Consider the following 14,406-nt stretch of genomic DNA (forward strand, 5'->3'; position numbering starts at 1 on the left):
CGACGTCATGGTGGACACGGCTCTGCGTCCCGGCCCCGACCTGCTCACGTCGCTGGCCCCCCTGCTGCGCGAATGGCTGCCCCGGCAGCGGTGGTTCGCGGGAAAGGGACTGCCGGTGACCGGTTTCACCCCGGTCGCCGTGACGGAACTCCTGCCCTGCGGCGGACGCCTCTCCCTCCACCACGTCCTGGCCCGCGCCGAACAGGGCACCGGCCCCGGGGACTGCTACCAACTCCTCATCGCCGCACGCGAAACACTCCCACCGCACCTCGCGCCCGCCCGCATCGGCGAGTTCGCCGGCCGCACCTACTACGACGCCCTCCACGACCCCTGGCCCGCCGAGATCCTCCTCGAAGCGATCCGCTCCGACGCCCGCGTGGGCGCCCTGCGCTTCACCCGCACCCCCGGCACCGACATCCGCCCCTCCCTCACCCCCCGCCTGGTCACCGCCGAGCAGTCCAACTCCTCGGTGATCTACGGAGATTCACTCATCCTCAAGCTCCTGCGCCGAGTCGTCCCCGGCGTCAACCCCGACCTCGAACTCCCCCTCGCCCTGACCCGCGAACACTGCTCCCGGGTACCGGCTCCCGTCGGGTGGAGCGAGGCGGACCTCTCCGGGGAGCGGTGGATTCTCGCGGTCGCCCAGGAGTATGTGCCGGACGCGGTGGACGGGTGGGAGCTCGCGTTGCAGGGGGTGGGCAAGGAACCTGGGGAGACTGGGGAGTTCGGGGGGTGGGGGGACGACGGCGGTGAGCTGAACGCCGGGTTCGGCGGCAGCGACGCGCACCCTCACCGTCGTCCCCCTCCCATACGGTTCACGGAGGACGCGCGGGCGCTCGGGCGGGCGACCGCCGAGGTGCATCAGGCGTTGGCGCGGGCGTTGCCGACGGTGACGCTCGGGCAGTCCCAACTGGGGCCGCTGGTCGAGGGGATGACGGGGCGGCTGGAGGCTGCGGTGGCGGCGGTGCCGTCGCTGCGGCCGTACGAGGAGGGGTTGCGGACGGCGTTCGGGGCGCTCGGGGAGCTGGCCGGGGAGGGGCACACGTGGGTGGCCCAGCGGATCCACGGGGACCTGCATCTCGGGCAGTGCCTGCGGACGCCCGGCGGACACTGGCTGCTGATCGACTTCGAGGGGGAGCCCGCGCGTCCGCTGGCCGAACGGCGCATGCCGCAGCCTGCGTTGCGGGACGTCGCCGGGATGCTGCGGTCCTTCGACTACGCCGCGCACACCGCCGACCCGCCGGCCCCGCAGTGGGCGACCGCCTGCCGGGCGGCCTACTGCTCGGGGTACGCGCAGGTCACCGGCGTCGACCCGCGCACCGATCCGGTACTGCTGCGGGCGTACGAGACCGACAAGGCGATCTACGAGGTGGTGTACGAGGCCCGGCACCGCCCCGACTGGCTCCCCGTCCCCCTCGCCGCGATCCGCCGACTCGCCGCCCACGAACCCCCTTCCACCCCCAGGAGGCCCCGCCCGTGACGCCCGGTGCACCGAACCCGAAGAAGAAGCCGGCCGCGAAGAAGGCGGCTGCCAAGAAGGCCGTGCCGAAGAGGAGGGCGCCGGAGAAGGGGGTGCCTGGGAAAGCGGCGACGAAGAAGGCTGCGGTGGAGGAGGCTGCGAAGGGGGCCGCTGCCAAGAAGGCTGAGGCCAAGACGACGCCCCCCGAACAGGCCACCGAACAAAGGGCGTCCGAGCAAGCCACCGCCGAGGAGACCTCCGTCGGACAGGCCGCCACGCAGAAGGCACCCGAGCAGCCCGCCGGCGAGGCGGCTCTCGCGGAGGAAGTTCTCGCCGAGCAGACCGCGCTCAGCACCCTCGCAAAGTCCGCCCCCCACACCCCCGTTCCCTCCCGGCGCCCCCAACCCCAGCCCCCCACCGCCCCGTTCGACCCCTCCGTCCCCCGCCCCGACCAGGACCGTCTCCTCACCGGCACCCACCACGCACCCCACTCCGTCCTGGGCGCCCACCCCACCCCCACCGGCGAGACCGCGATCCGCGCTTTCCGCCCCTACGCCCGCGCGGTCACCGCCGTCACGGCGGACGGCATCCGCCACCCCTTGAAAGACGACGGAAACGGTTTCTTCTCGGCGTTGCTGCCAAGCGCGCCCACCCCGTACCGCCTCTCCATCGAGTACGACGGCACCACGCACGACACCCACGACGCCTACCGCTTCCTCCCCACCCTCGGCGAACTGGACCTGCACCTGATCGGCGAGGGCCGTCACGAACGGCTCTGGACGGCGCTCGGCGCGCACCCGACGACCCATGACGGAGTCACCGGCACCCGTTTCGCGGTCTGGGCGCCGAACGCGCGGGGTGTCCGCATCGCCGGTACCTTCAACTTCTGGGACGGCACCGGCTTCCCGATGCGCTCCCTGGGCTCCACCGGCGTCTGGGAACTCTTCGTCCCCGGCATCGGGGAGGGCGAGTTGTACAAGTTCGAGATTACCCGCCCCGACGGCTCGACGACCCTGCGCGCCGACCCGATGGCCCGCCGCACCCAGACCCCGCCGGAGACCGCGTCGATCGTCACGGCCTCCCACTACGCGTGGGGCGACGCGGACTGGCTGGCGCACCGCACCGACACCCTCGTCCACGAGGCCCCGTTCTCGGTGTACGAGATCCATCTCGCCTCCTGGCGCCCAGGCTTGACGTACCGTCAACTGGCCGATCAGCTCCCCGCGTACGTGCAGGACCTCGGCTTCACGCACGTCGAGTTCCTCCCCGTCGCCGAGCACCCTTTCGGCGGCTCCTGGGGCTACCAGGTCACCGGCTTCTACGCGCCGACGGCCCGCCTCGGCTCCCCGGACGACTTCCGGTACCTGGTGGACGCCCTGCACCGGGCCGGGATCGGCGTCCTCATGGACTGGGTGCCGGCCCATTTCCCGCGCGACGACTGGGCGTTGGCCGAGTTCGACGGGCGTCCGCTGTACGAGCACGAGGACCCGCGGCGGGCCGCGCATCCCGACTGGGGAACGCTGGAGTTCGACTACGGGCGCCGGGAGGTGCGCAACTTCCTGGTGGCGAACGCCGTTTACTGGTGCGAGGAGTTCCACATCGACGGGCTGCGCGTGGACGCGGTCGCCTCGATGCTGTACCTCGACTACTCGCGGGAGGCGGGCCAGTGGTCGCCGAACGCGTACGGCGGCCGGGAGAACCTGGACGCGGTGGCGTTCCTCCAGGAGATGAACGCGACGGTGTACCGGCGCTGTCCGGGGGTCGTGACGATCGCCGAGGAGTCCACGGCGTGGGACGGCGTGACGCGGGCGACGGACTCGGGGGGTCTCGGTTTCGGCCTGAAGTGGAACATGGGCTGGATGCACGACTCGCTGGGTTACATGGCCCATGATCCGGTCCACCGCGCCTACCACCACGGCGAGATGACGTTCTCGATGGTCTACGCGTACAGCGAGAACTACGTGTTGCCGATCTCCCATGACGAAGTCGTGCACGGCAAACGCTCGTTGGTCTCCAAGATGCCGGGCGACTGGTGGCAGCAGCGCGCCAACCTCCGCGCCTACCTCGCCTTCATGTGGGCCCACCCCGGCAAGCAACTCCTTTTCATGGGCCAGGAGTTCGCCCAGGGCGCGGAGTGGTCGGAGGCCCACGGCCCCGACTGGTGGCTCCTGGACCCGGCGTACGGCGCGGAGGCCGACCACCGGGGCATCCGCGATCTGGTCCGCACCTTGAACTCGGCCTACCGCGCCCACCCCGCCCTCTGGCAGCGCGACACCACCCCCGACGGCTTCGAGTGGCTCACCGGTGACGCCGCCGACGACAACGTCTTCGCCTTCCTCCGCAAGTCCGCCGACGGCACCCCTCTCCTCGCGATCAGCCACCTCTCCCCCACGGTCCGCCACGACTACCGCGTAGGCGTCCCCGCCTCGCCCCTGGCCTGGCGCGAACTCCTCAACACCGACGCGACCCCCTACGGCGGCACCGGCCTCACCACCCCCGACCCCCTCAAGCCGGAGTCGGCCCCGTGGCACGGCCGCCCGGCCTCCCTCACCCTGACCCTGCCCCCGCTGGCCACCATCTGGCTGCGCCCCGCCTGACCCGGGCCCCGGGAATCCGGGGGTTCGGGGGTTCAGGGGTTCAGGGGTCCGGGGGCTCAACCCCCCTTCTTGGCCCCGAACATCATCCTCCGCAACGCCGCCAGCATCCCCCTCCCCTCGACCCCTGCCTCCCGGGCCGGTTCGGTGCGCCGGAGCACCACCCCCGGCGCCAGTTCGTACCGCACGGGCAGCACCCGAAGCCCTCTGACGACCGCCCCGGATCTCCACGGCAACTGGTCCTGAGGAAGGGCGAGTTCGAGCTGGGAGAAGTGGTCGAAGAGCTTGCCCACGGCCGTCGTCACCAGCAGGGTGCCGAGCTCCCGTGCGGCGGTGGGGCACTGGTGGGGCCCGGCGCCCCAGCCGAGGTGGGCCCGGGTGGAGACGGTGGAGCCGACCATGTGGGAGGCGCCGATGGCGAGGAGGTCCTGGTGGGCGGCGGCGGCCGAGGGGCAGACGACGTCCCCGGCCCGGATCAGGTAGTTGCCGAGCCGGACGTCCCGCGCCGCGAACCGGAAGCACATGTTGGCGACCGGCGGATTCGCGAGGGCCGCCCGGTTCACGGTCTCCCCCAACTGCCCGGCGGACAGGCTGCGTCGGACGGTCGCGTTGCCGCGCAGCACTTCGAGGAGGGTGTTGAGGACCATGTTCCCGGTGATGTCGTTCAGGTAGACGGCGTGCATGAACAGCTCCCGCCCGAGCTGCTCGTCGCTGAACTCCGGTTTGGTGAGCAGGAGATAGGAGGTCAGGTCGTCCCCCGGCCGGGCCCGGCGGTGCGCGGCGAGCCGGGTGAAGGCGCCGAGCGCGCGGGCGGTGGCGATCCCGGCGTCGGGGCCGCCGTCGAGCATCCGCCAGAGGTCCATGACGAGTTCGTCGCCGAGGTCGACGGGGCAGCCGAGCAGCTTCGTGGTGACCATGAGGAGCAGCGGCCGGGTGTACTGCGCGCCGAGGTCCGCGTGCCCGGTCCGGCCGGACTCGGCGGCGAGCAACGACACCAGTTCGTCGGCGTACTTGGCGACCGCCGAGCGCAGCTCCCAGCCCTCGGGGCTGCGGGCGTTCTGGAAGGGGCCGAGGGCGGAGTGCAGGACGGTGCGGGCGTTCTGGTGCTCCTCGCCGTCCATGAACATGGTCTGGCGGACCTCGTACCCGGCCAACAGGGGCCAGTCGTGCGGCAGTTCGCCCTGCGCGCGGGCCCGCCAGTACCGTACGTCGCGCCGCCACTGACTCTCGTTGCGCAACACCTCCAGGACGTCCCGGTAGTCCAGGACGAGCCACACCGGCACGCCCATCAGGCAGACGGGCGCGACGGAGCCGTGCGTGCCGCGCAGCCGGGCGTAGACGGCGCCGGGGTCGGCGTCGAACTCGGAGGTCAGCAGCGGCTCGGCGGGGAGGGAGCCGAGGGCGGGGTCGTCGGCCGGCGGGGTGGGGTGCGCGGGGTTGTTCATAGTGCCCACGCTTACCGCACCGGCCATGCACACGCAGTGACGCTCACGTGAACTGTTACGCCGGTGTGATCCCACGCGGCGCCAGCGTCAGCGCAAGTGCCTGCGGCAACGGCTTGGTATGGACCACGCCGAGGCGCTGCGTGGCCCGGGTGAGCGCCACGTACAGGTCGCTCGTACCGTATTCGCCGGGTTCGACGACGAGCACGGAGTCGAATTCGAGCCCCTTGGACTGCCGGGGGTCGAGCAGGACGACGGTCCGCGTCAGGTCGGGTTCCTCCCCCGCGCTCACCCCGTCGAGCCGCGCGGCGATCGACCGGTGCAGGGCGCGCGGCGCGACGACCGCCAACCGGCCCTCCGCCGGGGTGAGTTCGGCAACTGCCTTGGCCACGGCGGCCGGCAGGTCGTCGGTCAGCTCGGACCAGGGCTCGACTCCCGTGGACCGTACGGACTTCGGCGGTTCGAAGCCGGACCGCTCGGCGCGGACGACGGCTGCGGCGACGTCCATGATCTCGGCGGGCGTGCGGTAGTTGACGCCGAGGCGGGCGTGTTCCCAGCGGTCCTCGACGTAGGGGCCGAGGATGCCCTGCCAGGAGCCGACGCCTGCCGCCTCGGCGGTCTGCGCGGGGTCGCCGACCAGGGTCATCGACCGGGTGGGGCTGCGCCGCATGAGCAACCGCCAGGCCATCGGGGAGAGTTCCTGCGCCTCGTCGACGATGATGTGCCCGAACGCCCAGGTCCGGTCGGCCGCCGCCCGCTCGGCCGCGCTGCGGAAGTCCTCCTCCTCCTGCCGCTCGGCGAACCGCTCGGCGTCGATGATGTCGTGCGCGGAGAGGACCTCGCTGTCCTCCTCGTCCTTGTCCTCGAACTCGTAGGTCCGCGACGCGTAGGAGACGTCCAGTACGCCCTGCGCGTAGGCCACTTGCTCGTCGCGCTCGCGCTCGGCCCGCTCCCGTGCCCGGCGTTCGTCCACGCCGAGGAGTTCGGCGAGTTCGTCGAGCAGGGGCACGTCCGCGACGGTCCACGCCCGGGTGACCCGGCGGCGGATCGCGGCGGCGTCCTCGTCGACGACGTACGCGTCCGGCTCCGCGAGGAAGTCGGCCAGGACCCGGCGCGGGGTGAGCAGCGGCCACAACTGGTCGATGGCGGACCAGACTTCGGGGTTCTCGGCGAGTTCGTCGCGGATCTGCGTGATGTCGCTCGCGTCGAGGAGGCTGGACCCGTCGTACGGATCGGTGCCGACGCGCTCGGCGTACAGCTCGGTCAGCGTGTTGAGGATGTGCCCCTCGAAGTGTTCGCGGGCCGCGTTGTGCTGGAGCCGTGCGGCGCGGGTCCGTTCGCGCGCGACCTTCACCAACCCGTCGTCCAGCATGAGGACTTCACGGTCGTGCTGCACAGTGATCACCGGATCGGGCAGCGCCTGCCGGTCGCGGACGACGGCGGCGAGGACGTCGGCCATGGCGGCGCTCCCCTTCACGGCAGCCGCCTCGGGGGTGTCCGTCGCCGTCGCCTTCACGCCCGGGTACAGCTCGCCGACCGTCGCGAGGAGCACGCCGGTCTCGCCGAGCGCGGGCAGCACCTCGCCGATGTAGCCGAGGAAGGCGGGGTTCGGGCCGACGATGAGGACGGCCCGTTTGGCGAGCAACTCCCGGTGCTCGTACAGGAGATACGCGGCGCGGTGCAGGGCGACGGCGGTCTTGCCGGTGCCGGGGCCGCCCTCGACGACCAGGACGCCCTTGTGCGGGGCGCGGATGATCTCGTCCTGTTCGGCCTGGATGGTCTGCACGATGTCGTGCATGCGGCCGGTGCGGGCGGCGTCCAGGGCGGCGAGGAGGACGGCGTCACCGGTCGGGTCCTCGTGGCCGGTGCGCTCGTGGTCGCCGAGGTCGAGGATCTCGTCGTGCAGCGCCGTCACCGTACGGCCGTCGGTCGTGATGTGACGGCGTCGGCGCAGGCCCATCGGGGTGTGGCCGGTGGCGAGGTAGAAGGGGCGGGCGACGTCCGCGCGCCAGTCGACGAGGACGGGGGTACGCTCGGCGTCGTCCAGGCGCAGCCCGATCCGGCCGATGTGGTGGACGTCGCCCTTCGCGAGGTCGATCCGGCCGAAGCAGAGCGAGCCGTCGACCGCGTTCAGCGCGGCCAGCAGGCCCGAGCGCTCGGCGACCAGGATGTCCCGCTCCAGGCGTGCCTGCATCGGGGTGTTGCCCTGGGCGAGGGCGGCGGTGACGGCGGTCTCGGTGTCGCCGCGCAGGACGTCGACGCGCGCGTACAGGCCGTCGACGAATTCCTGCTCCGTGCGCATTTCACCGTCTTGAAAGTCGGTGTTTGACAATTCCACTCCCGGCCGGATATACTGTGCTCGCTGCGCTTCTTCTGTGATTTCCGTGAGGGAAGTCACGAATCATTGAATATACGCCGCGAAAACCCCCGAGCGCAATCTCGCTCGGGGGTTTTTCCGGATCAAGGCGCCGCGTTCACGCGCTCCCGGGCGCCATCACCTCCGCCAGCTCCTCCAGCAGCCGCCGCTTCGGCCGCGCCCCCACCATGGCTTTCACCGGTTCACCGTTGCGGAAAACCATGAACGTGGGCATGGAAAGCACCTTGTACGCGTTCGTCGTCAACGGATTGTGGTCCACGTCGAGTTGGACGATCTTGAGCCGGTCACCGACCTCCTCGACCAGCGCCTCCAGCACCGGTTTCATCTGCCGGCACGGCGGACACCAGTCGGCCGTGAACTCCACCAGCACCGGCAGGTCCGACCCCAGGACCTCGTCCCGGAAATTCCCGTCCGTCACGTCGTTCACCATGTTCCGCCTCCCATTTCACATTCCGGTTCCGTGATTTCCGCCGCGAGGGCGTCCTTCGCCCGCTCCGCCCGGTCGAGCTGCCCCGCCACTTTCTCCCTGACCGCCGCGAGTTCCCCGATCAGCGTGTCCAGCTCCGCGAGCTTGCGCCGGTACACCGCCAGCGACGCCGGACACGCGTCCCCCTCCGGGTGCCCCGCCCGCAGGCACTCCACGAACGGCCGCGTCTCCTCCAGCTCGAACCCGAAGTCCCGCAACGTCCGGATCTGCTCCAGCAGCCGCACGTCACCCTCGTCGTACGCCCGGTGCCCCTGCACGTCCCGCCGCGCGGGCAGCAGCCCCCGCGCCTCGTAGTACCGCAGCGCCCGTGTCGTGGTGCCGACGCGGGCAGCCAGTTCGCCGATTCGCATGTCTGCGAAGGTAAGGGTTGACGTCGGGGTCAAGGCAAGAGAGCCGGAGGCGGCGCATGGGCGGTGTCCTGAAGGGTCTGTCCCGGGTCCACTGGAGCGAACTGCGCGACGCACAGGAGGCACCGGCCGCCGGCATCCCCACCCTGCTCTCCCGGATCGCCTACGCGGACGAGCCCACCGCCCTCCTCGCCGTCGACGAACTCGGCGACGCCGTCTGCACGTTGGGCTTCGTGGTCGGCGAAGCGACGGCCCCGGCGGTCCCGTTCCTCCTCCAACTGGCCGAGGCGCCACAAGTCCCGTGCAAGGCCGAGCTGTTGGGCCTCCTGGAGAACATCTGCCGCGCCGCACAGTGGCATGCCGCCGCCTCGGCCGGGCGGGCCGGCGGCCACCGCACGGGCTACCAGGAACAGCCCGGCTGGGAGCCGGCCGCGAGGGCGGCGGTCCGCGCGGGCCGCCCGGCCGTCGAGCGGCTCGCCTCGTCCCTGCGGCCGGAGGAGGCGGAACCGGCTCACCGGCTGCTGCGGGCGATGGCCGAGGTGCCGCCGTTTCCGCAGCTCTGAGGGGGCGTCCCGGGTGGAGGGTGGGCGGAAGGCGGCGAGGTCCGCGTCGTATCTCCTTCAGCCGCGCCCTCGTCCCTCGCGGTCAGCGGACGACGCGGTAGGAGAGGTGGGTCGCCGCCGGGGTCACTGTCACCTGGGTGCGTTCGAGGGTGATCGCGGAGTCGAGCAGGCCGAACAACGGCGTGCCGCCGCCGACCAGGACCGGGATCACATGCACACGGATCTCGTCGACCAGGCCGAGCGGGAGGGCCTGCTGCATGACGGTGGCGCCATGCAGTCCGACGACCTTGTCGCCCGCCGCCTTCTTCGCCTGCTCGATCGCGCCGGCCACCCCGTCGGTGACGAAGGTGAACACCGGCGGGTACGGCCTGGTCGGCGCCTGGTGAGTGACCACGAAACACGGAACATCACCCATCGGACCGCCCTCGCCCCAGCCGCCCTCTCCCTCGTTCTTCTCGAACGACGTACGGCCCATCACCACCGCACCCCCACCTTCGACCATCCGCTCCAGGATCGCCCGGTCCTCATCGGTCGCCTGGTCGGACATCCACTCGTGCAACATCCAGGCACCGTCACCGAACGGGTTCTCCCGGCTGTCGTTCGGGCCGGTGACGTATCCGTCGAGCGAGACGGACATGTCGCAGATCACTTGTGCCATGGGGAACGCCCTCCCTCTGTCGGTGCTTCCGGATCAACGGTGTGCTGTGTACGACTCGGCGCGCGGGTCGAACTCATCGGTGACACCGAATCCCCTGGGAGGCCACCTCACGCCACCACCCCCGCCGACTCCTCCACCTCCATCAACGAAGCACTCTGCCGCTCCTCCTCGAACGCCCGCCTCCCACCCCGCAGCCCGAACAACCGCTTGGTGACGGCGATGTACAGAACGGCGAGAAGGTTCAGAACAAGGGTCGCGATCTTCAGCCAGCTGACCCGCTCGGTGAGTTCGTAGATCTCCAGAGGGAGGAACGCGGCGGTGGCGACGACCGTCAGATACTCGGCCCAGCGCTTGGCGTACCAGAGGCCGACGGCCTCGACGAGCTCGATCAGCGCGTAGGCGAGGAGGAGGGCGGCGACGAGGAGAAGCGTGTTGTGGCGGTAGCCGAACGCTTTCTGGACGGAGCCGACGACCGGGGAGTGGTCGAGGTCGTAGTGGAAGTGGCGGAAGACGGGGCGGAAGACGTCGAGGTACTCGTCGAACAGCCTGCGCACCGCGTCCTGGCTGTTGCTGAACTTCCACACGGCGACGGCGACGAGCACGATGAACACCCCGCGCACGGCCCGCTCCACCGCGAGGAACCGCAGGACGAACAGGTCCCGCAGCACCTTCCCGCGCGGCACGAGCGGCGCCCCGGACGCCGGTCCTGACCCGTGCGGCTCGCCCAGTGCGAAGTCCCCGCACCGCAGGCACCGCCAGGCGTCCCCGAGGGCGGTCGCGGCGTGCAGCCGCTCGGCGAACCGGCTCTCGTCGGGCGCGTAGGTGACATGCCCCTTGCGCGCACACGTCCGCCGATCCCAGTCGATCTTCATCCCCCGCGCCTCCACACGTGCCGCTCCGTTGACCACGGAGCGGCACGGTAGCGGTCCAAGGTGAGAACTCGACGTGAGAAACGGCGCGGCGCGCTGCGAGAACCCCGGACCACAGGTGGTCCGGGGTTCTCGTGTTTCCTTCGCCGGATGTCCGGCCCCGGTTCAGGCGGAGCCGGACACCCGGAGTCTCAGAGACCGGGGCTCACGCCTTGGCGAGTTCCTTCTCGCCGTCCGCGCGCCGCTCGCCCGCCACCTCGTCGTCGTCATCCGCGACGGCGGACTCGTGCTCGTCGAGCAGGGTCTTCTCGTCGAAGGGGAACTCGCCCGCGAGGACCCGCTGGACGCGCTCCTTGTCGATCTCCTTGGTCCAGGTGCCGATCAGGACCGTGGCGACGGCGTTGCCCGCGAAGTTCGTGAGGGCGCGGGCCTCGCTCATGAAGCGGTCGATGCCGACGATCAGGCCCATGCCGTCGACCAGCGCCGGCTTGTGGGACTGGAGGCCGCCCGCGAGGGTCGCGAGACCGGCGCCGGTGACGCCCGCCGCGCCCTTGGAGGCGACGAACAGGAAGAGCAGCAGCGGGATCTGCTCGCCGAGGGACATCGGCGTGCCCATGGCGTCGGCGATGAACAGGGACGCCATGGTCATGTAGATCATGGTGCCGTCGAGGTTGAAGGAGTAACCGGTCGGGACGGTGATGCCGACGACCGGCTTGCTGACACCCAGGTGCTCCATCTTCGCGATGAGCCTCGGCAGCGCGGACTCGGAGGACGAGGTGGAGAGGATCAGCAGGAACTCCCGGCCCAGGTACTTGAAGAGCGAGAAGATGTTGAGACCCGTGACCAGCTTCAGGATCGTGCCGAGGACGACGATCACGAAGAGGAAGCAGGTGATGTAGAAGCCGATCATCAGGACGGCGAGGCTCTTCAGCGCGTCGACACCGGCCGAACCGGTGACGGCGGCCATCGCGCCGAACGCGCCGACCGGAGCCGCCCACATGATCATCCCGAGGACGCGGAAGACGAGGCGCTGGATGTGCTCGACACCGCGCAGCACCGGCTGGCCGGCCTTCCCCATCGCCTGGAGCGCGAAACCGCAGAGCAGCGCGACGAACAGGGTCTGGAGGACCTCGCCCTCGGTGAACGCGGAGACGATCGTCTTGGGGATGATCCCGAGCAGGAAGTCGGTGGTGTCCTTGGCCTCGGCCGACACCTGCGCCTGACCGGTGTGCCGGACCGCCTCGGTGATGTGCAGACCGCTGCCGGGCTCCAGGATGTTGCCGACGACGAGGCCGATGGCCAGCGCGGCGAACGACATGACGACGAAGTAGCCGAGCGCGATACCGCCGACTGCGCCGACCTTGGCGGCCTTGCGGACGGAGCCGATGCCGAGCACGATCGTGCAGAAGATGATCGGGGAGATCATCATCTTGATCAGGTTGACGAAGCCGGTCCCGATCGGCTTGAGCTCGACGGCGAAGTCCGGGGCGATCAGGCCGACCGCGATTCCGAGGGCCACCGCGGCGATCACGGCGATGTACAGATAGTGGGTGCGGTCCCGCTTCGCAGCGGGAGCGGCAGGTGCCGTATCGGGGGTGCTGGCGGCCACGGCTGCCCTCCTTGACGTCGTCGTCGGCATCTCACCGGCGTGCGGCTCACGTCCGGGGGATAAGGGGAATGCGGTGACTATCTCCCGCCTTGTGAGGGCGGTCACCCTTCCGTTCATTTAGTTCACGCCACGGACGGAAGGCAGACTGGCCATATGCGCCTCCGTGTCCCCCGTCCCCGCAGCCTCGCCGGTCAGCTCTTCGGCATGCAGGCGGTGCTGATAGCGGTGGTCGTGGCGGGGTACGCGCTGTTCAGCTACCTCAGCGACGGACGCCAGGCGGAGGACGCGGCACGCCGGCAGGCCATGGCCGTCGCGCGGTCGGTGGCCGATTCGCCGTCGGTGCGGGAGGCGATCGGGACGGGGGATCCGTCGGCGCGGCTCCAGCCGTACGCGCTCAAGGTCATGAAGGACACCGAGGTCGACTTCGTCACGATCATGAACCCGAAGGGGATCCGGTGGACGCATCCCGATCAGGCGCAGATCGGGCAGCGGTTCCTGGGGCACATCGAGCGGGCGGTGAAGGGGGAGTCGTTCACGGAGAAGTACACGGGGACGCTGGGGGAGTCGGTGCGGGCGGTGACGCCGATCTGGTCGAGCGATGCGGCGGAGGCCGCTGGAGCCGGAGGTGGGGATCGGATCATCGGACTGGTGAGTGCCGGGATCAAGATCGAGGTGATCAGCAAGCGCGTACAGGAACAGGTCACCGCCCTCTTCGGCGTCGCCGGCGGAGCCCTCGCGCTCGGCGGCATCGGTACGTACGTCATCAACGCCCGCCTGCGCCGCCACACCCACGGCATGAACGCCGGCGAGCTCAGCAGGATGCACGACTACCACCAGGCCGCCCTGCACGCCGTGCGCGAGGGGCTGGTCATGCTGGACGGGCAGTACAGGGTGGCGCTGATCAACGACGGCGCCCGGGAGCTGCTCGGCGTCGGCCCCTCCGGCACCGTCGGGGACTCCGTCGCCGAACTCGGGCTGCCCGCCCCTCTGACCGGCGCGCTCCTCTCCTCCGAGCCGCGCGTGGACGAGGTGCACCTGACAGCCGACCGGGTCCTCGTCGTCAACACCTCCCCCGTCTCCGGCGGCGAGCGGCGCGGGACGGTCGTCACGCTCCGGGACGTCACCGAACTCCAGTCCGTCATGGGCGAGTTGAACTCCGAGCGCGGCTTCACGCAGGCGCTGCGCTCGCAGGCCCACGAGGCGGCGAACCGGCTCCACACCGTGGTGTCGCTGATCGAGCTCGGCAGGGCCGACGAAGCCGTCGAATTCGCCACCGCCGAACTGGAGTTGGCCCAGGCGCTGACCGACCAGGTGGTGGCGGCGGTGAGCGAACCGGTGCTGGCGGCCCTCCTGTTGGGAAAAACGGCCCAGGCGAACGAACGTGGCGTGGAACTGGAGGTGTCCTCGTCGAGCCGCCTGGACGACGGTGTCCTCCCGCCCGCCCTCCCCGCCCGCGACCTCGTGACGATCCTCGGCAACCTCATCGACAACGCGGTGGACGCCGCTCAGGGCAGCGTCGGCGCGCGCGTCTCCGTAACCGCTTACACAACGGAGACCGAGCTGGTGTTCTCGGTCGCCGACACCGGCACCGGCGTCGCCCCCGGCGACACGGAGAAGGTCTTCGAACGCGGCTTCACCACGAAACCCTCCGGCCCCGGGGGGCGCGGACTCGGCCTCGCTCTGGTACGACAGGCCGTACACCGGCACGACGGAACCCTGTCGGTGTCCGCCGCCGAGGGGGGCGGCGCGGAGTTCGTGGCACGGCTGCCGTTGCTGTCGGGCGTGCCGGTTTCTGGAGGGGGAGCGTGAGTATGGGTGCGGGGTCGGAAACAGGGCCGGTGGCCGGTATCGCGGCGGGCACGGGCTCAGGGGCTGGTGCCGGGCCGAGCTCGGGGGCTGGTGTGGGGCCGGGTTCGGGCATGGGCGTCGGCGCCGGTTCCCAGACAGGCGCGGGCGCGGGCTCGGGCTCGCGCGGGGGTGCGGATTCGAGTGCCGGGGCGG

At 70.8% G+C, this 14,406-nt stretch carries 11 protein-coding genes; 4 read left to right on the plus strand and 7 right to left on the minus strand.

Annotated features, from left to right (window positions below):
• Window positions 1–7 precede the first annotated feature (7 nt).
• Together ACVNF4_RS09535 and glgB are read left to right on the plus strand one after the other, a co-directional pair.
• Window positions 8–1,480 carry a maltokinase N-terminal cap-like domain-containing protein gene (locus tag ACVNF4_RS09535; protein WP_461802268.1) on the plus strand — a complete coding sequence of 491 codons (1,473 nt, stop codon included), beginning with the start codon at window positions 8–10 and terminating at the stop codon, window positions 1,478–1,480.
• A complete protein-coding gene (gene glgB / locus ACVNF4_RS09540; protein ID WP_461802269.1) occupies window positions 1,477–4,056 on the plus strand; it encodes a 1,4-alpha-glucan branching enzyme in 2,580 nt (859 codons plus the stop codon). The genes ACVNF4_RS09535 and glgB overlap by 4 nt, the downstream gene beginning before the upstream one ends.
• Before the next feature lie 56 nt (window positions 4,057–4,112).
• Here glgB and ACVNF4_RS09545 read toward each other — a convergent pair whose 3' ends face one another.
• The 4 genes from ACVNF4_RS09545 to ACVNF4_RS09560 form a co-directional block, all read right to left on the minus strand.
• Window positions 4,113–5,498: a cytochrome P450 family protein gene (locus ACVNF4_RS09545; protein WP_461802270.1), complete on the minus strand. Its 1,386-nt coding sequence runs from the start codon at window positions 5,496–5,498 to the stop codon at window positions 4,113–4,115.
• Window positions 5,499–5,553: 55 nt separating this feature from the next.
• On the minus strand, window positions 5,554–7,797 hold the full coding sequence (locus tag ACVNF4_RS09550; protein ID WP_461802271.1) for a HelD family protein: 2,244 nt from the start codon (window positions 7,795–7,797) through the stop codon (window positions 5,554–5,556).
• Window positions 7,798–7,969: 172 nt separating this feature from the next.
• Window positions 7,970–8,302 carry a thioredoxin family protein gene (locus ACVNF4_RS09555; RefSeq protein ID WP_461802272.1) on the minus strand — a complete coding sequence of 111 codons (333 nt, stop codon included), beginning with the start codon at window positions 8,300–8,302 and terminating at the stop codon, window positions 7,970–7,972.
• Complete coding sequence (locus ACVNF4_RS09560; protein ID WP_461802273.1) at window positions 8,296–8,709, minus strand: MerR family transcriptional regulator; 414 nt, start codon at window positions 8,707–8,709, stop codon at window positions 8,296–8,298. The genes ACVNF4_RS09555 and ACVNF4_RS09560 overlap by 7 nt, the downstream gene beginning before the upstream one ends.
• A gap of 56 nt (window positions 8,710–8,765) precedes the next feature.
• On the opposite strand from ACVNF4_RS09560, the gene ACVNF4_RS09565 reads away from it, so the two are divergent.
• Window positions 8,766–9,269, plus strand: coding sequence for a hypothetical protein (locus ACVNF4_RS09565; protein ID WP_461802274.1), 504 nt, complete (start codon window positions 8,766–8,768; stop codon window positions 9,267–9,269).
• A gap of 82 nt (window positions 9,270–9,351) precedes the next feature.
• Here the strand turns inward: ACVNF4_RS09565 and ACVNF4_RS09570 are convergent, their stop codons facing one another.
• The 3 genes from ACVNF4_RS09570 to ACVNF4_RS09580 all read right to left on the minus strand — a co-directional run bounded on the left by ACVNF4_RS09570 (window position 9,352) and on the right by ACVNF4_RS09580 (window position 12,435).
• On the minus strand, window positions 9,352–9,927 hold the full coding sequence (locus ACVNF4_RS09570) for a dihydrofolate reductase family protein (protein WP_461802275.1): 576 nt from the start codon (window positions 9,925–9,927) through the stop codon (window positions 9,352–9,354).
• A 107-nt stretch (window positions 9,928–10,034) separates the two neighbouring features.
• Window positions 10,035–10,799, minus strand: a complete 765-nt coding sequence (locus ACVNF4_RS09575) for a DUF2127 domain-containing protein (RefSeq protein ID WP_461802278.1) — start codon at window positions 10,797–10,799, stop codon at window positions 10,035–10,037.
• 202 nt (window positions 10,800–11,001) lie between these two features.
• Window positions 11,002–12,435, minus strand: a complete 1,434-nt coding sequence (locus ACVNF4_RS09580; protein ID WP_461802276.1) for a cation:dicarboxylate symporter family transporter — start codon at window positions 12,433–12,435, stop codon at window positions 11,002–11,004.
• A gap of 123 nt (window positions 12,436–12,558) precedes the next feature.
• Between ACVNF4_RS09580 and ACVNF4_RS09585 the strand changes: the two genes are divergently transcribed.
• Window positions 12,559–14,214, plus strand: coding sequence for a sensor histidine kinase (locus tag ACVNF4_RS09585; RefSeq protein ID WP_461802277.1), 1,656 nt, complete (start codon window positions 12,559–12,561; stop codon window positions 14,212–14,214).
• The last annotated feature ends 192 nt before the right edge of the window (window positions 14,215–14,406 follow it).

The sequence above is a fragment of the Streptomyces sp. S6 genome (genome assembly GCF_054880855.1).